Source organism: Thermoleptolyngbya sp. M55_K2018_002, from assembly GCF_015295965.1.
Classification (GTDB): Bacteria; Cyanobacteriota; Cyanobacteriia; order Elainellales; family Elainellaceae; genus Thermoleptolyngbya; species Thermoleptolyngbya sichuanensis.
In genome coordinates, this window is the sequence record NZ_DVEA01000219.1 from 1 (window position 1) to 20138 (window position 20138).

General features: G+C 57.9%; 17 protein-coding genes. 8 read left to right on the forward strand and 9 right to left on the reverse strand.

What is annotated here, in order from left to right:
- Nucleotides 1-1455 (forward strand): Calx-beta domain-containing protein (locus tag IGS51_RS10890; RefSeq protein ID WP_297078419.1); only part of this gene is annotated, 1455 nt, incomplete at its 5' end.
- A 74-nt stretch (nt 1456-1529) separates the two neighbouring features.
- On the opposite strand, the gene IGS51_RS10895 is transcribed toward IGS51_RS10890, so the two are convergent.
- Nucleotides 1530-2585, reverse strand: coding sequence for a zinc-dependent dehydrogenase (locus IGS51_RS10895; protein WP_297078420.1), 1056 nt, complete (start codon nt 2583-2585; stop codon nt 1530-1532).
- Nucleotides 2586-2762: 177 nt separating this feature from the next.
- Nucleotides 2763-3458 carry an aldehyde oxygenase (deformylating) gene (locus IGS51_RS10900; RefSeq protein WP_297078434.1) on the reverse strand — a complete coding sequence of 232 codons (696 nt, stop codon included), beginning with the start codon at nt 3456-3458 and terminating at the stop codon, nt 2763-2765.
- Nucleotides 3459-3894: 436 nt separating this feature from the next.
- On the opposite strand from IGS51_RS10900, the gene IGS51_RS10905 reads away from it, so the two are divergent.
- Nucleotides 3895-4710: a carbohydrate ABC transporter permease gene (locus IGS51_RS10905; RefSeq protein WP_297078421.1), complete on the forward strand. Its 816-nt coding sequence runs from the start codon at nt 3895-3897 to the stop codon at nt 4708-4710.
- 71 nt (nt 4711-4781) lie between these two features.
- Here the strand turns inward: IGS51_RS10905 and IGS51_RS10910 are convergent, their stop codons facing one another.
- Nucleotides 4782-5963 (reverse strand): aldo/keto reductase, encoded by a 1182-nt coding sequence (locus IGS51_RS10910; protein ID WP_297078422.1) that lies wholly within the window; start codon nt 5961-5963, stop codon nt 4782-4784.
- Between the two features lie 537 nt (nt 5964-6500).
- On the opposite strand from IGS51_RS10910, the gene IGS51_RS10915 reads away from it, so the two are divergent.
- Nucleotides 6501-7541, forward strand: coding sequence for a DUF2325 domain-containing protein (locus IGS51_RS10915; protein WP_297078423.1), 1041 nt, complete (start codon nt 6501-6503; stop codon nt 7539-7541).
- A 72-nt stretch (nt 7542-7613) separates the two neighbouring features.
- On the opposite strand, the gene rpiA is transcribed toward IGS51_RS10915, so the two are convergent.
- The 4 genes from rpiA to petB all read right to left on the reverse strand — a co-directional run bounded on the left by rpiA (nt 7614) and on the right by petB (nt 10416).
- Nucleotides 7614-8318, reverse strand: coding sequence for a ribose-5-phosphate isomerase RpiA (gene rpiA / locus IGS51_RS10920; RefSeq protein WP_297078424.1), 705 nt, complete (start codon nt 8316-8318; stop codon nt 7614-7616).
- A 140-nt stretch (nt 8319-8458) separates the two neighbouring features.
- A complete protein-coding gene (locus tag IGS51_RS10925; protein ID WP_297078425.1) occupies nt 8459-8905 on the reverse strand; it encodes an anti-sigma regulatory factor in 447 nt (148 codons plus the stop codon).
- Nucleotides 8906-9111: 206 nt separating this feature from the next.
- Nucleotides 9112-9594 (reverse strand): cytochrome b6-f complex subunit IV, encoded by a 483-nt coding sequence (gene petD / locus IGS51_RS10930; RefSeq protein WP_297078426.1) that lies wholly within the window; start codon nt 9592-9594, stop codon nt 9112-9114.
- A gap of 153 nt (nt 9595-9747) precedes the next feature.
- Nucleotides 9748-10416 carry a cytochrome b6 gene (petB, locus tag IGS51_RS10935; RefSeq protein ID WP_172353992.1) on the reverse strand — a complete coding sequence of 223 codons (669 nt, stop codon included), beginning with the start codon at nt 10414-10416 and terminating at the stop codon, nt 9748-9750.
- Between the two features lie 275 nt (nt 10417-10691).
- Here petB and ctpA point away from each other — a divergent pair, with 275 nt between their 5' ends.
- From ctpA to IGS51_RS10955, 4 genes are all read left to right on the forward strand, one after another.
- Complete coding sequence (ctpA, locus tag IGS51_RS10940; RefSeq protein WP_297078427.1) at nt 10692-11975, forward strand: carboxyl-terminal processing protease CtpA; 1284 nt, start codon at nt 10692-10694, stop codon at nt 11973-11975.
- Between the two features lie 159 nt (nt 11976-12134).
- On the forward strand, nt 12135-13373 hold the full coding sequence (locus IGS51_RS10945; RefSeq protein ID WP_297078428.1) for an HD domain-containing protein: 1239 nt from the start codon (nt 12135-12137) through the stop codon (nt 13371-13373).
- A 184-nt stretch (nt 13374-13557) separates the two neighbouring features.
- Entirely contained in the window at nt 13558-14340 is a 783-nt protein-coding gene (locus IGS51_RS10950) for an ABC transporter permease (protein WP_297078429.1), read from the forward strand.
- 4 nt (nt 14341-14344) lie between these two features.
- Nucleotides 14345-15316, forward strand: coding sequence for an ABC transporter ATP-binding protein (locus tag IGS51_RS10955; protein ID WP_297078430.1), 972 nt, complete (start codon nt 14345-14347; stop codon nt 15314-15316).
- 84 nt (nt 15317-15400) lie between these two features.
- On the opposite strand, the gene IGS51_RS10960 is transcribed toward IGS51_RS10955, so the two are convergent.
- Nucleotides 15401-17263, reverse strand: a complete 1863-nt coding sequence (locus IGS51_RS10960) for an AAA family ATPase (RefSeq protein WP_297078431.1) — start codon at nt 17261-17263, stop codon at nt 15401-15403.
- 335 nt (nt 17264-17598) lie between these two features.
- On the opposite strand from IGS51_RS10960, the gene IGS51_RS10965 reads away from it, so the two are divergent.
- Nucleotides 17599-19515, forward strand: a complete 1917-nt coding sequence (locus IGS51_RS10965; RefSeq protein ID WP_297078432.1) for an ArsA family ATPase — start codon at nt 17599-17601, stop codon at nt 19513-19515.
- Between the two features lie 53 nt (nt 19516-19568).
- On the opposite strand, the gene IGS51_RS10970 is transcribed toward IGS51_RS10965, so the two are convergent.
- A partial coding sequence (locus IGS51_RS10970; protein WP_297078433.1) for a CPBP family intramembrane glutamic endopeptidase occupies nt 19569-20138 on the reverse strand: 570 nt, incomplete at its 5' end.

A 20138-nucleotide genomic window follows, 5' to 3' on the forward strand; every position in this document is an offset into this window, starting at 1 on the left:
CGATTTAATGTCAACGGCCGACCTGTGGGCGGCGAACTTCCTGTCAACCTGACCACTGAGAGCGATCAATTGGGTGCAAAGGTGGCCATGGGCGCAGATGGTTCGTTTGTCGTGGCCTGGGGCTGTCAAAACAAAGGGCTGGTTGCCCGACGGTTTGATGCCGCAGGGCAGCCCCTCAGCGACGAGATTCAAATCAACCAGACTCCGACAGGCTCCCACTATGCCCCCAGCATTGCACTCGATTCTCAAGGCAACTTTGTGGTTACGTGGGCCAGCACCCAGGAGCGCAATGATGCCGACATCTACATGCGTCGCTTTAGCGCCACAGGCAGCCCCCTCAGCAATGAACTGCGGGTAAACTCCCACACTCCAGGCCTCCAGGTTGTCCCAACGGTCGCCATGCAGGGGGATGGCAATTTCATCGTCACTTGGCAAAGCCAGGGGCAAGATGGCGACGGCTACGGCATCTATGCCCAGCAGTTTGAAATTGCATCGGTGCTGTCCTTTAGTCAGCCCACCTATCAGATTGGCGAAAACGGCGTGCCCGTCGGCGCACAGGTGACAGTGACGCGCTCTAGCGATTTGCACCTGGCCTCTCAGGTTGCTTACGAAATTACTGGCGGCACCGCAACCAACGGCTCAGACTATATCTTACCTCAGTCAGATTTCGTCTTATTCCAGCCTGGTGAATCGAGCAAAACAATTACGATTCCCATTCTGCAAGATACGCTCATCGAAGGCGATGAAACAATTGTGATGCGGCTGCTTGAGGTGCAAGGCGGAAATGCGATTTTGCAGGGCAACCGAGAAGCAACGATCACGATCTTAGACGACGATCGCCCCGGTGGTGGCATCAATCAGCCCGGCCGTCCTCAAGATTCGCTACTGCCGCAGCCACCCAATGCTGCACCCATTGGAGCGCCGATTGGAGCGCCCATTGGAGCGCCCGTGGGTCTGCCAGATCTGTCGCCTGCACCCGGAATGCGATCGCTCCGAGGCACCAATCGCAAGGATACGCTCACCGGAACGAATGCAGGCGAAATGCTGGTGGGGCTTCGGGGGAACGATCGGCTCAATGGACGCGGCGGGAACGACATTTTAATCGGTGTAAACCCCAACACCCGCACGCCAGGGCGAAACGAAATCGACCAACTCACGGGTGGCCCCGGACGCGATCTGTTTGTGCTAGGCGATCAGCAGCGCGTCTTCTATGATGACGGCAAGCGGAATAACCCAGGATTCAAAGATTACGCGCTGATCAAAGATTTCAACCGACAGCAGGATGTGATCCAACTGCACGGCAAAGCGTCCGACTATCGCCTGGGTTCCGCACCCCAAGGATTGCCCAAAGGAACGGCTATTTTCCTGGAAACTGGACGCACGGATGAACTGATTGCGATTGTTCAGGGGAACGGCAAGCTGAATCTAAATAGCACCATGTTCCAGTTTGTCTAAGCTCAATCTGATGAATCCAAAAGGGATAGAGCCATGCAGGTTCTATCCCTCTCTCATTTAGTATATAAATATCACTAGCCTTGCCCCACATCAATCAAGATTTTGAACGTGTCGGGCGTGGGCGACACAGCGCGATCGACCGCAGCGGCGAGATCACTCAGCGGAAAGCGATCGCTCACCAGGGCATCCACATCAATGCGCTTGTTGAATACAATATCGGCGGCGAGGCTCTGCACCTTGTAGGACGAACTGTAGCTGCCCATCAGATCGATCTCGCGGCGATAGAGAATGTTGGGATTGATCGGAATTTCCACCTCATCGGGAAACTCGGCAAAGAATAGAATTTTGCCGCCCTTGCGCGTGCAGTCGAGCGCCTGAAAAAATGCCTTGTCGCTGGGAACCGCCAGCAGCGTCGTGTCTACGCCCATGCCGCTTGTCAGGGCGCGAATTTTGGCAGGCAGGTCGGCATCTCGCGGATCGAAGGCGGCCTCGGCTCCCAGATGGCGGGCTTTTTCCAGGCGGGAGGGGATCAAATCGGTGGCGATCGCCCTTGCGCCAAAATACTTCACCAACATCACAAACATCAGCCCAATCGGCCCCGCCCCCGTCACCAGCACCGTTTGCCCCGGCTGCACCTGCGCCTTTTTCACGGCCTTCAAACAGCAGTTGGTCGGCTCCACAAAGCTGGCCTGCTCAAAGGTCACATCGTCGGGAATTTCGATCAAGCCGCCGTGCTGCACAATATGCCCCGGCACTTTCACATATTCCGCAAAGCCGCCGCCGCTGGGCACAAACCCGGCCGTTGTGCTGATGCTTTTATACACCTCGCACATGGAGTAATTTTCATTCAGGCAATAGCCGCAGTGCATACAGGGAATGTGGTGCAGCACGACCACCCGCTGCCCCGGCCACCAGCCCCGCACGTCGTCGCCCACTGCCGCAATTATGCCCGCCGTTTCGTGCCCAAAGATGCGCGGCGGCTCATACAGCGGATAGCGAATCTTCTTGATATCCGATTGGCACAAGCCCACCACCCGCACCTGCACCAGCACCTCGTCTGCCGCCAGTTCTGGCACGGGCACGTCTTCGTAGCTCAGTTGGTTGACCCCGCGAAATACCTGCGCCTTCATGGAAAATCCCTTTCACTCAACAAGATTAGAATACGGTGTGGCGCGGTCATCCTTGGGCTGCGGACAGCATAAAGCGGGCAAAAATTGTCACAAAACATTTTCCCCAGCCCCTAGCTTAGAGGAGAACCGAGCTGCTCAGGGGACTGGGGAAAGCAGGACTAGAGGGCGATCGCCCGTCTAGGCAGCCGACAGCCCGTAGGCAGACATCCGCATGATGTCGCGAGTGGTGAAGCCAATGTTGCTCAGCGCTTCGCCGTAGCTGATCATGAAATCCTCTACCAGGGCTTCTTTTTCCATGCCCAGTTCCTTGGCATCGTTTTCCACCTGGTTCAGCATCCGCCACACCAGCGGCAGGTTTTGCCTGTTGGCTTCCTCTAGCTCTGCCTTAGATGCTTCAAAGTTCGCCTTCAGCCATTCTTCGCCAAAGTTCAGGTGCAGATACTCATCCTTCACCACGCCTTCGGTGATCTTGCGGGCAAAGTCGTCTGCCACCGGAATATAGATGTTGTACGCAGAAATCGCAAAGCACTCGATAATTAGCGACTGAATCAGCAGGCAGGTCACGATTTTGCCCTGGGCTGCGGCCTCCTGAAAGTTGCGGTGCAGGTCGGCAAAAAATTCCTTGGCAAAGGCCATGTCTGGCTCAACGGATAGGTTTCGCCCACAGGCCTGAAAGCCCTTCTTGTGGCGGCTTTCCATCTTCGACAGGCCAATCAACTGGTCTTTGTGATCGGGCATCAACTCTGCAAGGCGCTGGTAGTTGTCGAAGGCTTCCTCTTCGCCCTCAATCACAATGGCGTTGATGCGGCTATAGGCATCTCTGTAGACGGCACTCTGATAGTCGAGTTCTGGGGTAAGCTCAAGCTGCGGCATAGTAGGGTCGGTCTCCTGACTGAGGGTCGAAACGGTGGAAAACAAGCTCCTGTAGGTCTGTTCGGGCAGCGCTGAGATCGGCGGTGTCCAGAACGTTTAGACGAGAGCGAGGGGCAATGGCGGCAAATCGAGCCGTGACGTTAAGCATTGCGGGGTCAGTCTGTCTGCTGGCGTGGTTTGGAGGAAAGTCTCCAACTTGCAGCAGCTTTGGGAAGAAACCAGTGTAAAGAAATCAGTGCCCTAGTTTGCTTAACTTAAAATATGCCCAAACTCTACTCTACTGGGTTTCGGCATGGAATGGTTAAACTAGAGTCCCCTTGTAGCTGATATCCTGTTCAACGACATCATAGATCTATATCTATGCCCAAGCCTAAACCGTTGATCCATACTGTATCGCACAAGATTTCGCTGCTGGCTCCTTCTCTAGAATCACGTTATGCTTTCTAGTCGGTTTCCCAGCCTGTCGTTGAATCTGTGGCGCTGGCTCAACGGGCTGCTGCTGGGCCTGGGGGCGGGGCTGGTGCTGCTGCCGCTGGGCGTGGTGCTGTGGACTTCGTTTCAGACGGGAGATAGGGCAGGGCTGACGCTCGACAACTATCGCCAGGTGTGGGCGCGGGGGCACTTTCTGGGGGCGATCGCCAACTCTACCTTCGTAGCGCTTGCCGTCACCGCCCTGCAAATCCTGCTCTCGGCACTGGCAGGCTATGCCCTGGCGAGGTTTCGCTTTTGGGGACGACAGACTGTGCTGGCGCTGGTGCTGGCGACGCTGGTGATTCCGTTCCAGCTTTTGGTGATTCCGATTTTTTGGGTATTAAAAACAGGACACCTGATCAACACCTACGGGGCGCTGATCTTGCCGACGGCAGTCAATGGATTCGGCATTTTCCTGATGCGGCAGTTTTTTCAGACCATCCCCATCGAGCTAGAGGAAGCGGCCGCGTTAGACGGTGCTACCCGTCTGCAAGTGCTGGGGCGGGTTGTGCTGCCGCTGGCCCGACCCGCGCTGGTGACGCTGTTCCTGTTTACCTTTATCGGCGAGTGGAATGATTTGTTTAAGCCGCTGGTGTTCACGACGCGCCCAGAGTTGCGAACCGTGCAACTGGCGCTGGCGGAGTTTCAGGAGCAGTTTACGAATAGCTGGTCGCTGCTGATGGCGGCGGTGGTGCTGGTGACGGTGCCTGTGGTGGCGCTGTTTGCGGTCGGACAGCGCCAGTTGATTGGCGGCATTGCGACGACGGGGCTGAAGAATTAAGCACCGGAGAATTAAGCACTAGAGAATTAAGCACCAGTTTGGAACACCACTGCCTGCAAAATGCATGGCTCCTAGCTCTGCGACAGGCGCTTGACCGCTGCACCACCCAGCAGTTCGTGAGTCTCGGCGAGCAGGCGGGGAATCTGGTCGGCGTGGGGGCTGTGGCGCAGGCAGTCGCGCAGGTCGAGGGATTGAACTTCGTCGGCCTTGTTGCCCGGAAACCAGTGGCTAGCCCCGCCCAGCATGTTGTAGCGGGTTTTGGCAAATTCAGTCAGTCCAAAGGCGATCGCCAAGTTTCGCAGCCACAGGATCGAGCGAATATTAATCTGATTGGGCACGTCTTGATGGTTCGGCAGGCCCACGTCCCAGGTCTTGTACCAGTCCTCGCCCAGCGCGGCGATCGCCCCCTGCTCAAGCTGATGCAAAATGGGCGGCAGCACTTCGTCAGCGCGATCGAGCAATTCCAGCGTTTTTAGATGCTCGTCAAAGTCGCTAGGGCGGGCCGCGCCAATGCTGAGCGTATGCACCTGCGGATGGCTGAGGCAAAACAGGTTGTTGAACACCATCGGACTGAGGGGGTGGCAAAGTTCCACCAATCGGGGCGGCGGGTTGTAGAGCATTCCGCCTTTGTCGGACGGGCTGATGATGAACACGCCCATGTCGTGGCGGTGGGCGGCTTCGATGGCGGGCCAGTTGATCTGGTTGATGTAGTACCAGTGCAGGTTGACGTAATCGAATTGGTCGGAGGCGATCGCCCGCACAATCACCTCCGTCGGCCCGTGGGTCGAAAAGCCCACAAACCGCACGCGCCCCCGCGCCTGAAACCGTCGCGCCACATCCAGACAGCCGCCCGGCCGCAGGCTATAGTCCAGCAGTTCTGGCGTGTTGATGCCGTGCAGCCCCAGCAGATCGATATAGTCCAGATTCAGGTAAGCGAGCGATTGCTCCAGTTTTTGCTCAAAGTCTCGCGGGTCTGCCGTGGGCGATACTTTGGTTTGCACGATGATCTGGTCGCGCGGCAGTTTCGGCAAAATCTGACCCAGTTGCAGTTCTGAGCTGCCGTAGCCCCGCGCCGTTTCGATGTGGTTGATACCCACTTCGAGCGATCGCCGAATCGTGGCTTCTAAATTTTCCTGATTATCGGACGGAATCTGATCCAGCGGCGTATCCTGCCACTTGTGCTGATAGCGCATTCCGCCACAAGAAAAAACGGGCATTGCCAGCCCAGTCCGTCCAAACCGTCGATAGAGCATAGGATTTTGAGAAGGGGTCTTATGCGAAAAGGGCAACCCCTTCAAAAGTAGCAATAATAGGAGTATCGTCAACTTAGTGCATTGATAAACCTACAGATTCGATAGTTTAGCCATATTATGGCCTGGCAAAGCGGCGGCAGGAGGGGGGATAGGGGGTTTGGTAGAGTATTTGACAGCAAGTTCGACAGAAGGTTCGACAGAGAGTTCGTCAAAAAGCTTGACAACGAGTTTGCCAAAGGGCTTAGCAGTAAGAACTTGGGATTCATAACGAGCAAGATAGTCTTCAAGATTCGATACGAGTCCGATTCGAGATAGTATTTAGATTCTTATGCGGAAACACCAGTCCTTGCCTGGATGCTGGGATTAACCGACTGGGATTAACTGACGTAGATGCCACGATCGATACCATTTGATAATCGATACCCCCCAATATTGGTACTGCGGATGGGTATCGATGGCTTTTTCTTTTTATCCGTCTGAATTCATAGCCCCTAAGTTAATCACTAGTTAATCACTTATTGTTTTGGAGAAAAGCGTATGGATATTAGCGATTTAGATGATCTAGAGTCATCCGTCAAAGATTTATTATCCCTGGCAAAGATAGAGCTAGAAGAAAAACGATTACAGCAGCAGCGGGATGAACAAATTCAGCAAAAAGTTGTCGAAATTCGCCAGAGATTAGAACCGCTACTCCAGGAAACGGAGCGAATGCTCTCTAAGTTTGAGCCAGGCGATTTTTCAGACAGCGTGACCCGTACCAAATTAGAAGAAAAAGTCGCCGACCTGCGCCAGAAAATTGCCGATGCGCCAGAACTGGCGGCACAAATGGTCGATCGCCAGATGATTTTGAAAGAGGAGCGGCTGATCGATGAGCGCGTCGCGGAGCAGGCAGCCCGCTGGCGACAGGCCCTCAAAGATGACCTGCTGGAAATGATTGCAGAGCAGGAAGATTTCTATAATGCAACCGATGCGGCGATCGCCATTCGAGGCTACGTGCATGATCTGAAGGCGATCGGAGCACTGGAAGAGGTCGTCGATAAGCTCATCGAGCAAATTAACGCCTACAGCGAGGAGGGGCCCGTCGCTCGCCTGCGTGGTAGCCACGAGCAGACCCTCACGTTTATCTACAACAAAGCGCTAGAAAACCGCTCCCGCGTCGAGCGTGCGCCCAACGTCCAGCCCCGTGTCCGCCATCGCACCTCCGAAAAGCGCCCCAACCCCTATGCCCAGCTTGAGGGCAAAGTGGTCATTTTCGGCGGGCATGACCGATTAGAAACCGCCGTGCGAAACCGTTTGAGGGAGTCAAAAGTCGAACTAATCTGGTGTACGGCGCAGGCGGGCCCACAGATTGCCGAACAGGCCGAAAGCCACGTTGCCAGCGCCGATTTAGTTCTCGTTATGACGGGCTACACCAGCCACAAACTCACCGATAAGGCCATGCAGGCTGCCCAGCGGGCAGGCAAGTCTCCTGAAATGATCAACACTACAGGTGTGATTCGCATTTTGGAGGCGATCGAGTACGGGCTGAAGTCTCAGCTTTTTGCCCGCCGTGTCAACCACTTCTCAAAACCTGCTTAGGGTTTGACTTTCTTTCGCCCGTCAGAGCGGCTACAGTTCCCGCGCTATAGCTCCCGCGCTATAGCTCCCGCGCTATAGCTCCCGGACAGTGGGCTGTCCCTCTTTGATTTCGCCCACCAGCACCACATCCGCTAGCCCCACAAACAGGCCGTTGTCCAAAACACCCGGAATATTATTCAGCGTCTTCTCAAACTCAGCCGGGTTGGGAATGCTGCCGAAGGTCACATCCAGAATCATATTGCCCTGATCCGTAATCACTGGGCCATCCTTCTTTACGCCCATCCGTAGTTCGGGTGTGCCGCCCAGTGCCTTCAGCGCCCGCGTCACCGGGGCCACCGCCACAGGCAGCACCTCGACGGGCAGCGGAAACGTAGACCCCAGTGTCTCTACCAGTTTGGTACTGTCCACCACGACGATGAACACATCGGCCAGAGAGTCCACGATTTTCTCGCGAGTGTGGGCTGCGCCGCCGCCTTTGATCAGCACCTTATTGGGATCAACCTCATCAGCCCCGTCAATGGCGATGTCGATTTTTTCCACATCGTCCAGCGTGACCAAGGGAATGCCATACTTCTTAGCCAGCACCGATGCCTGAAACGAGGTCGGAATGCCTTTGATGTCTTTCAGGTCGCCCGATTTGAGGCGATCGCCCAAATGCTCAATTGCAAAGGCCGTCGTAGACCCAGTTCCCAGCCCTACGATGGAGCCAGACTGCACGCGCTGCGCCGCCGCAATACCCACCTGCTGCTTCATGACCTTAACGGCATCTTCGCTCATAACGCCTCCCTCTACAACACACATCAACTCTACAGGCTACCACTTCAAGGCGCGATCCTTGAGCAATTCAGCCGACACGATTCAGATCGGATGGGTCGGGAACGGCGCAGCAGATCGATCAGCCCGTCTAGCTGCTAAACCTAGACTGGGTGCTTAAAGCCGTAGGTTACCAGTTGCAGGCAGTTGCGCCCGTCGATGTAGCGGTCATAGGACACGCGATCGGTCAACCGCCGCAGCAAAAACCAGCCATAGCCCCCCGATTGCAGCGTGCCGGGTTGGGGTTCCTTTAGCCGATCGGGATTAAACGGCCGTCCACAGTCCCAAATTCGGATTTCGATCCAGTCTTCATGCAGCGCCAGCGCAATCTCGATTGGTGTTTCTGGCGGCAACCCCCGGTGGGCATGGCGCACAGCGTTGGTGAAGCCTTCAGCCAGCGCTAAATTGAGGCGATCGCACTGATGGGCCAGCCAGGGATAGCGCCCTTTGTTTTGCAGGCAAAACTGTCGGAACCAGGTTTGGATTGGATTCAGAGCGGTTAGCTGGCTGGGCACCACCAATCGCTCTCGCTGCTGAATGACATCCACCACGATTTAAGATTCGGCGAAACGGCAAAGGATTGAGGCAGTCTGCGTCGAGCGCTCCGGTTCAAAGCTAAGACTATTTCACAACAAAGCGCCCGTACAGCAACCAGAAGAGAAAAATACACTCCCAGTAGATGCACGAGCGCCGAGTCAGCTGGAGCAAGTCGCTCCAATCTGGAGCAAGTCGCTCCAATAAAGCTAGAAAAACATCCCTAGAACAAGCCCAGGGTCAAAGACTTGTCGATCGGGAACGTTGCGCCGATGCCCAGCCACAGCGTCACCAGCGTTCCAAACAGGAAGACCGTCGTCGCGACTGGACGGCGGAAGGGGTTCTGGAACTTGTTCACGCTTTCGATGAAAGGAACCAGCATCAAGCCCAGGGGAATAGCACTTTGCAGCGCCACACCCAGCAGCTTGTTCGGCACGATTCGGAGAATCTGGAATGCGGGGTACAGGTACCACTCCGGCAGGATTTCCAGGGGAGTCGCAAACGGATCGGCGGGTTCGCCCACGAGAGCGGGGTCTAGCACAGCTAGCGCCACCACGCAGCCGATGGTTCCCAGGATCACGACCGGGAAGATGTATAGCAGGTCATTGGGCCAGGCGGGTTCACCATAGTAGTTGTGACCCATGCCTTTCCTAAGTTTCTCGCGCAATGCGGGATCGCTAAGATCCGGCTTCTTAATGGTTGCCATATGATTCAGGTTTCTCCTAAGCAGCAAGGATCGAACAGAGGGGAAGACGGTTGGGGTTCCCAGCAGCTAACTGATTCCAGCAGTGTAAAGGATCGGCCGAAGCATTGAAAGGGCGATCGCCCTCTTTCAACTCAGCGACCCGATCCGTGCGACCTACAAGGGGCCAGAGATACCCTGCTTGCGGATCATCAGGAAGTGCAGCAGCATGAACACCGCAATCGACCAGGGAAGCACAAAGGTATGGAGGCTGTAGAAGCGAGTCAGCGTTGCCTGACCCACGCTATCGCCACCGCGCATGAGTTCCACAATCTGGTCGCCGACGACAGGAATAGCGCTGGGAACGCCGGACACGATCTTGACCGCCCAATAGCCGACCTGATCCCAAGGCAGCGAATAGCCCGTCACGCCAAAGGAGACAGTGATGACCGCCAGAATTACGCCCGTTACCCAGGTCAGTTCGCGGGGCTTCTTGAAGCCGCCCGTCAGATAAACCCGGAAGACGTGCAGGATCATCATCAGCACCATCATGCTGGCAGACCAGCGATGGATCGAGCGGATGAGCCAGCCAAAGTTCACCTCAGTCATCAGGTACTGAATCGAGGAGAACGCTTCAGTCACAGTGGGTTTGTAATAAAAGGTCATTGCAAACCCGGTGGCGAACTGAATGATGAAACAGGTCAGGGTGATGCCACCGAGACAGTAGAAGATATTGACGTGGGGAGGAACGTACTTAGTGCTGATATCGTCGGCGATCGCCTGGATTTCCAGCCGTTCCTGAAACCACTGGTACGCTTTCGAGTCAGTTACCTGCTTTGTAAACATGAAGCAAGAATTCCAAAAGAGAGATGTATTGCCATTTCTAAAGAATGTAACATAGCTACTCATCAGATTTCACGCTGTAACCAAGATCCGGCACAGGTTTCATTCAACTTTTTGGGCGGCGCTGCAATTTTACAGAGAAGTGATAAAGACTGCGGGTTCTGCTACGATGGCTGGTTAACTCGAAGGGAGCAGGCTTGGGGCGATCGCCGCCGATCCTTTTAGAACAGGTACGCCTGAGATAGCCGCCGTCTGAGTAGAACGTTAAGATATGTTTTATGAAGCAACATCGATTAAAGCGCCTGGGGTTAGAGCGCCAGGGATTAAAGCGACTACTTGGGTTTGTGCTGGTTTGGTTCTTTACGGGGTTGATGGCGTTGCAGGTGAATACTCCGCCTGCTTATGCCTTTACCGAGGAGCAAAAGCTGCTGAATGAAGTGTGGCGGATTGTCGATCGGGCCTATGTGGACAGCACCTTTAATAACCAGAACTGGTGGCTGGTGCGCCAGAAGGTGCTGAAGCAGGCTCCCACCAACCGCGAGGATACCTATGCCGCGATTCAGCAAATGCTGGCAGGGCTGGACGACCCCTACACGCGCCTGCTGAAGCCGGATCAGTATCGCAGTCTGCAAACCAATACGTCTGGCGAACTGAGCGGTGTGGGGCTGCAAATTGCCCAAGATCCGGATACGGGCGATCTGCGCGTGATTACGCCGATTGAGGGTTCCCCCGCAGACCGGGCTGGTCTGCAACCGCGCGATCGCATCTTGAAGATCGATGGCGAGGTAACTGCGAACCTAACCTTGGACGAAGCCGCCGAGCGGATGCGTGGCCCAGCGGGAAGCCGTGTGGTGCTGACGATTGGGCGCGATGAAAGCCCGAAAAGCTGGGAGGTGGAACTGGTGCGCGATCGCATCACCATCAACCCGGTCTACGCCGAACTGCGGCCCCAGCCCGACGGAACCCAGGTGGGCTACATTCGCCTCACCCAGTTCAGCGCCAATGCCGTAGAAGAGGTGGCCCATGCGATCGCCCGTCTAGAAAAACAGGATGCCAACGCCTACATTTTGGACTTGCGGAACAATCCTGGCGGCTTGCTGCAAGCAGGCATCGACATTGCGCGGCTGTGGCTGCGGGACGGCACGATTGTCTACACGGTCAACCGCGACGGCATTCAGGATAGCTTTGAGGCCCTGTCGGAGCCGCTGACGGATGATCCGCTGATCGTGCTGGTGAACCAGGGCACGGCCAGCGCCAGCGAGATTCTGGCGGGCGCACTGCAAGACAACGGACGCGCCCAATTGATTGGCGAAAAGACCTTTGGCAAAGGGCTGATTCAATCCCTGTTTGGGCTGTCGGACGGGTCGGGGCTGGCGGTGACCATTGCCCGCTACGAAACGCCCAGCCACCGAGACATTAATCGCCTCGGCATCGAACCCGATCGCTCGGTTTCGCTCAATATTACTAGCCGCGAACAGGTCGCTACGGAAGCCGATGAGCAATATCAGGCGGCAATTGAGGCGCTGACGCAGCAAATGGTCGTCGCTGGGGCAGCGGGGTAACTGGGGATGGCATATCAGGCCGCCTGTTGGGAAGAATGAGGGTGAGTGATTCGACAGGGCATCTTGTGCTTGGGGCCTGACTGCTAAAGTCCTGACTGCTCAAGTCTTGACTGCTCAAGTTCTGACTGCTGCCCCGCCCCTTAACCCCCAACCCTATAAATGCCCGGACGCACCTATCACGACCCACTGCATGGGGCGATCGCCCTCGATCGCGCTGATCCGACTGAGGCATTGCTGATAGACCTGATTGACACGCCCGCATTTCAGCGGCTGCGGCGGATTCGCCAACTGGGCCCCGCCAGCCTGACGTTTCACGGAGCCGAGTCGTCGCGGTTTACCCATTCGCTGGGCGTGATGGCGATCGCCCGTCGTGCCTTTGACCGTCTGGCCACCCGTCATAGAGAACTCCAGCCCTACCGCGCAGCCGTTCTCTGTGCGGCGCTGCTGCATGACATCGGGCATGGCCCCTTTAGCCACACCTGCGAAGAGATTTTTGGCAGCCACCACGAACACTGGACGCGGCGGATCTTGGACGAGTCGGAACCCGTGCGATCGCGGCTGGATGAACACGACCCCGCATTATTGCCCCAACTCTCGCAGATTTATCACAAAACGCATCCACTCCCTGTGGTGTGGCAACTGGTGACCAGCCAGCTAGACTGCGATCGCCTGGATTACCTGATGCGCGACAGCTACTTCACTGGCGCATCCTACGGGCGGCTCGATCTGGATCGAATTCTGATGGCGATGGGCTATGACCCAACCACGCAGCAGTTAGTCGTGGCAAAAAAAGGCATGGCGGCGATCGAGCATTATCTGATTGTCCGTTACTTTATGTACGCCCAGATTTATAACCATCCCAAAAATATTGCGGCGACCTGGGGGTTGCAGCAGGCGTTTCGGCGGGCGCGAGAACTGCTGGCGCTGGGCAAGCTATCGGCCGACGACACGGTAACGGCGTGGCTGCAAGGCGACTGCAACACGTTGCCCCTGGCGCAATATCTCCAGGCAGACGACGGCGTGTTTATCTACCATCTGCAACGCTGGCAGCAGCACGACGACCCGGTGCTGGCGGATCTCTGCCGCCGATTTGTAGATCGAGATTTATTCAAAGCAACTGATATTAGCCCGCTTTCCCCAGAGGCCCACCCAGAGGTTCTAGAGCAAGTGAGGCGATCGCTCTCCCATCGGGGCCTCATTGCTGACTATTACTGCGGCATTCGGGTGGCGCTGAGCCGGGGCTATACGCTCTATCAGCGGGGCATCAAGCTGCAAACCGAAAATGGACTACAAGAGCTAAGCGAACTCTCTCCGCTGGTGAAAACGCTGACCCAGCCACTCCAGCGGAGCTGGCTGATTCATCCACGAGAGGTTGATCTATCCGCTTGGTGGCAGTGATTCTACCTGCTTAAATCACTTGTTGACTGTAAAAAGGCGATCGCGCGTGGGCATTCCCTCGTGCCAGTTTTTTCCCTGCCACCTGGTTTATGAACTCTTGTGAACTTTAAGGGTATGATTGGCGGGATCACTGGCACGAAGGTTGCACCGGGAGGCAAGGGCCCTGTTAGGAGTCAAGTTTGGCATGAAGGTGCGCGGCTATGGGCGAGAAACGCTGGCAGTAGCGCAGCGAATTTTGCGGGAACTGGTGCGTCGGGGGCGATCGCTCCTGTTTTGGACGCTGTTTCCAGTCACCATTTTGCTGCTCAACGGCTACCTGCTCACCGAATCTGGCAATCTCTCCGAGGCGGAAGCTTTTGAGCGCTGTGTGCCTGCGTCGCTGGTGGGCGCGGCCCTGTTCTTTAGCTGTTTGGGCGGCAGCGTGTCCACGGTGGTCGCAGAGCGCGAGCAGCAGACCCTCAAGCGGCTGTTTATCTCGCCCCTCAGCGGCACATCCTATTTTCTCGGCATTTTCCTGGCGCACACTTACATTGGGCTGGGGCAAGCGCTGCTGATCTATGCCACCGCCAGCATTATGGGGGCAACCTTTGAGGGGTCGCCGCCGCTGATGCTGCTGGTCATCTTGCTCAGCATTGCCAGCTACGTCGGCGTGGGCTTTATTCTGGGGACGCAGTTTGCCCGCCGCACGGAAGACGTGAATGCGCTGGTGGCGACCTTTGGCGTGCCGCTGCTAATTTTAGGCGGCGCGTTTGTGCCGACACAGTTTTTTCCCGATGCGCTGCTGAATCTGGCAGAGTTCAACCCGGTGTTTCACATGATCGAGGCGCTGGCCGGCGTGTCCGTGGCAGACGGAACCCCGGCTGAAGTGGGGTTACATCTGCGCTTTCTGACTGGCTTTGCGATTGCGGTGGTTGCCGGGGGCTGGTTGGCGTATCGCCGCATGGTGCGGGTAGAGAGGAGGCTGTAGCACAGTGCTGCATCTAGAAACGCTGACCAAAACCTACGGCGATCGCCCCATTTTGCAGGATCTAACGCTGGCAGTTCGCGCTGGCGAAGTGTATGGTCTGCTGGGGCCCAACGGCGCAGGCAAAACGACCACTATTAACCTGATTTGCAACCTGCTGCAACCCGACAGCGGCCGCATTACGATCGACGGCATTCCTGTCTCGGATGCCACCAAGCGGCTGATCGGCATCGTACCTCAGGAAAACCTGCTGTATCGATCGCTCACCTGTGCCGAAAATTTAGACTTTTTTGCGCGAATTTATGCCATCCCCAGGGAAAAGCGGGATCTCCGCATTGCCACCTGTCTGGCAGCAGTAAACCTGCTCGACCGCGCCAACTCGCCTGTGGAAACCCTCAGCGGCGGGATGCAGCGGCGGCTGAGTCTGGCGATCGCCCTGGTGCATCAGCCCAGACTCGTGATTTTGGATGAACCCACCACCGGCCTCGACATCGAAGCCCGCTATGAACTGTGGGAACTCATCCGTCGTCTGCGCGACCAGGGCATTACCACCCTGCTGACCACCCACCTGCTGGAGGAAGCCGAACGCCTCTGCCACCGCATTGGCATTCTCAAAGGCGGCCGCCTGTTGGCAGAGGGAACCCTGGCAGAACTGCGGCGCTACGTACCCGCCCAGGAGGTGGTGCTAGTGCAAACAACAGAGGAAGAGAGGGCGATCGCCCGCGCCCAGCAACTCGGCTTTCCCTGCCGCCGCTACGGCAACGACCTCACCTTCTGGCTGCCCACCTACCTAGACATGCAGGACATCATCGCCTGCTTTGAAGGCATTTCCCTCGATTCGGTCTGTCGGCAACCCGTGGGGCTATCGCACATCTACATGGAAGTCACCCAGCTTGGCACCGCGCCCGTGAGTTTAGCAGCGGGCGATTCCCAAAAGGATCGCTTCGCGAATCGCCTGCCAGCGGACTTGTCGCGCTGAGCCAGGGAAGAGGGAAGAGGGAAGAGAGAAGAACGAAGAGGGAAGAACGAAGAAGTTTATTTTTCGTTCTTCGTTTTTCCTTTTTCACCTTGCCGCCTGCTTCTGGCTAGCAATCAGCGCATGGGCCATCGCAAAGTCTTCCTGCGTAATGTGTAGCGCACTCGGATCAGGGTTTCCGGCCGCTCGGTGGCGGCGAATGGCTTGTAGGGCGGCCTGGTTGCTCAGCAGCGCCAGGTCTGCGCCGTTCCAGCCGTCGGTTTGAGCAGCCCAGTGGGATAGCTCGACCTGGGCCAGGGGGCGATCGCCGTTATGTACCGTCAGGATTTCTAGGCGGCTGGCGGCATCTGGCAGGTCAATCTTGAGCTGGAGATCCAGCCGTCCAGACCGCATCAGCGCTGGGTCGAGGGCATCGGGTCGATTCGTCGCTGCCACCAGCAGGACGTTGGTGCAGCCCTGCAAGCCATCGAGTTCGGTCAACAGTTGCCCCACGACGCGATCGCCCACGCCCGAATCGCCCTGAAAACTGCCCCGCACCGGAGCCAGCGTGTCGATCTCGTCGATAAACACCACGCAGGGAGCCGCCTGCCGCGCCTTGGCAAACAGTTCCCGAACGGCTTGCTCGGCCGCGCCGACCCATTTGCTCAGGAGTTCGGGCCCGTTCACCGCAATGAAATTGGCCCGGGCCTGGGTGGCGATCGCCTTCGCCAGCAGGGTTTTCCCCGTCCCTGGCGGGCCCCACAGCAGGATGCCCCTCGGAGCCGTCGCCCCCGTGCGCCGATACAGATCGGGATAGAGCAGTGCGCCCTCGACCGATTCTTGCAGAGTTTGCTTGACGCTCTCTAACCCGCCGATGTCGTCCCAGCGCACGTCCGGCGACTCCACCTCCACAGACCGCAGCACCGAGGGACGAATCTCCTGGGACGCCTGCAAAAAGTCTGCCTGGGTAATATGCAAGTCGGCGGGAACCGGGGCACTGAGGCTGGGTACTTGCCGCCGCAGGGCCAGATAGGCGGCCTTCTGGCACAGCGCCTTCAGATCTGCCCCCACCATGCCCACTGAAAGATCGGCGATCGCCCCCAAGTCCACGTTTTGCAAGGGCATGGCGCGGGTCTGGATCTGCAAAATCTCCAGCCGTCCATCGCGGTCGGGCACGCGAAACTGCACTTCTCGGTCAAACCGGCCGGGTCGCCGCAGGGCCGGGTCAAGGTGGTCGGGTCGATTCGTCGCCGCCAGCACGATGACTCCCTGCGACTTGGCAAAGCCGTCCATCAGGCTCAACAACTGCGCCACCAGCCGCTTTTCCACCTCGCCTTCCACTTTGGCCCGGTCGGGCGCGAGGCTGTCGATTTCGTCGATAAACACAATGCAGGGCGCAGACTTTGCCGCTTTCTCAAATACGCCCCGCAGCCGCGCCTCCGCCTCACCGTAGTATTTCCCGATCACCTCTGGTCCGACTAGGGCGATATAGCTCACCCCCAATTCCTCCGCTAGCGCCCGCGCCGTCAGGGTTTTGCCTGTGCCCGGTGGCCCCACCAGCAGCACGCCCTGCGTCGGTTCCAGTCCTAGCTTTTGCAGCAGATCAGGGCGCTTTAGCGGCAGTTCCACATGCTCGCGCAGTTCTCGCAGCACCTCGCCTAGCCCGCCCAGGTCTTGCAGCGATGCGGTTGGCGCTGCTCCCGGTGCTTCCACGGGCGGTGTGTCGGGGGCAGCATCGGATGCGGCACTGGTTGCGGCATTGGGTGCGGCATTAGGGCGGACACGGCTGGTTCCAACTCCCGCTCCCCCGGTTGGACTGCCCGTGCGGGGAATGTTGCCCTGGCGCGGAATATTCCCCAGCGGACGGCTATGGATCTGCACGTCGGTCTTGAGTTCGCCGCTGGCGGCTTTTTCTTCGAGGGCTTTGGCCAGTTCCAGCAGTTGCTCAAATCCCTTAAACAGGTCGCTCATGGTTGCGATCGCCCCAATTTGGCGAATGGGTCACGTTTCTTCATTTAGTCATCCCAGCGGGTGGGGAACCCTAACGAGGGAGGCGCAAGTGTAATACAGCGTTACCTTGGTCCCCCCTAGCCCCCCTTAACAAGGGGGGAATCGAGCCATTCTGGAAGTACCCCTTACTAAGGGGAATTGGGGGGGATCGGTTCCGATACGAGGCAGCCTGAGATCCCCCCTTAGCCCCCCTTAACAAGGGGGGAATCGCGCCGCTCTGGAAGTCCCCCTTATTAAGGGGGATTGAGGGGGATCGAGCCTTTCAAACCTAACCCCTGACCCCTCATCCCTGCGATATGTATCCATTTGATTCTGTACATCTACTGATGGTCAGCGGCAAAGGTGGTGTCGGCAAAACGACCCTCTCTTGTGCGATCGCCCGCCGCTGGGGGCACGAATTTCCCCAGGAGCGGGTGCTGCTGATATCGACCGACCCGGCCCATTCTCTGGGCGATGTGCTGCTGACGGAGGTGACAGACGAAGCGCGATCGCTCGCTGATTTGCCAAACGTGCAGACCCGCGCCCTGGATGCGGCGGCCCTGCTGACCGAGTTCAAAGCCCGCTATGGGTCGGTGCTGGAGCTATTGGTGGAACGCGGCAGCTTTGTCGAAGGCGCAGACCTCAGCCCCGTGTGGGATCTGGGCTTTCCGGGGCTGGACGAACTCATGAGCTTGCTGGAGATTCAGCGCATCCTGGAAGATGGCGAGAGTGACCGAATTGTTGTGGACATGGCCCCCAGTGGGCACACGCTGAATCTGTTTGGGCTGATGGACTTTTTGGATCAGTTCCTGGCCGCCCTCAGCCTGTTTCAGGAAAAGCACCGGGTGATGCAGCAGACCTTCGCTGGGACGCACGCCGCCGATGCAGCCGATGAGTTTTTGGCAGAGATGCAAACGCGCCTGGCCCACGGTCGCGCCCTGCTGCAAGATGCCACCCGCACTGCCTGCCTTGCTGTCGCCATCCCGGAACCGATGAGCTACCAGGAAACCCGACGGTTTCTGGAGTCCCTCGACACGCTCCACATTCCCATTGGCGGCATTGTGGTCAATCGCGTCTTGTCCGACAGCCAGCCCAGCGAGGGCGATTCGCGCAGCGATCCCTATGGGAATCGCCTCTGCGAACAGGCCGACCTCCTGGAAAAGTTCGCTGCCCTCTGTCCCGACCCTCTGCTGCTCATCCTGCCCCAGCAGCCCACCGAACCCGTCGGCCTCGAAGCCCTCGACAGGCTCCTGCCCCAACTCCTGCCCCACACCCTCGCGCCACTGCCCCCAATTCCTCCGCCCGTTGCGCCATCGACCCTTCACCCGATTCCGCCATCGCTTCCCGATTTTTTAGACCTCCACCGTCGTCTTCTGATCATCGGCGGCAAGGGTGGCGTTGGGAAAACGACCCTCTCAGGGGCGATCGCCCAGGGCATGGCCCGGCGCCATCCCCAGCAGCGAGTGCGGGTCATCTCCATCGACCCGGCCCATTCCTTGGGCGATGCCTTTGGAACCGTGCTGGGTCACGATCCCACACCCCTGTTGCCCAACCTCAGCGCCCAGGAAATCGACGCAGACACCCTGCTGCATCAGTTCCGCGAAGATTACCTGTGGGAATTGGCAGAGATGATGAGCGGCGACACGGGCGACGACGCGCTGCAAATCGCCTACGGGCCGCAGGCGTGGCGGCAGATTGTATCCCAGGCGCTCCCTGGCATTGACGAAATGCTGGCCCTGATCGCCGTGATTGACCTGCTAGAGGACGGCAGCCAGGATTTGGTGATTTTGGACACGGCCCCGACCGGGCATCTGCTGCGCTTTTTGGAAATGCCGACAGCGCTAAATGACTGGCTCGGCTGGATTTTTAAGCTCTGGCTGAAATATCAGGACGTGGTGGGGCGGGTGGATTTGATGAGCCGCCTGCGGACGCTGCGACAGCGCGTGGTGAAGGCGCAAAAGCTGCTGAAAGATCCCAGCTTTACGGAATTTATCGGCGTGGCGCAAAATCAGTCGGCAATCCTGGCAGAAGCGGCCCGCCTGACGGATTCGCTCAGGGCGCTGGGCATCCAGCAGACCTACCTGGTGCATAACCGCTACGTGCCTGGTCAGGAGATTCCTGCGGCGCAGTTTCCGGGGCAAACCATTGTGCGGCTGGCCAGTTTACCCAGGGGAATTCCGCCGCAGGAGCTAATTCAGCTTGCCGCCACGCTCCTCTTCGAGCCGCTGCCCTAAGTTAATTTGGGTTTCATTAATTTGGGTTAATTTGGGCCATTTGGGGACTGCGGCTAGCTCCCCCCGACCCCCCGCAGCGCCAAGTCTGCACAAAAATGGGCCAGCATCGCCGCCTCCAGCCCAAGCTTCCAGTAAAGCGCCCCAAAGACGAGTCCCAGCAGCCCGTTTAGCAGCAGCGATCGCCCAATCACCACCCCTGTCAGCGGCCAGACCGCGGCGGCAGCGGGCAAATGCCCCAGCCCAAACAGCAGCGACGAGAGGGCGATCGCCATCCCAAATATCCAGGTTGGCGGCGACACAGGACGCGCTGCCAGTCGCCACAGCACCCAGGCAATCAGGGTCATCAGCCCCAGCCGCAGCCACAGTTCTTCGGTGATTCCGCCGTAAATGCTGGCCAGTAGCCCTTTCCACAGATCCACTTGGGGTCGGGTGGCGGCGGAACCCGTGAGCGGGGCTGGCATCCACGGCTGAAATAGGATATCTAGTCCCAGAATCGCCAGCCCGCCCAAACAGCCGAGCAGGGCAATGCTGAGCCAGCGACGATGGGGTACGAGGGGCAGAGGGGTGCCCGTCAGCCAGGCCCGCACCAGCGGCGAATCGAGGCCCAGCGATCGCCCCAGCCG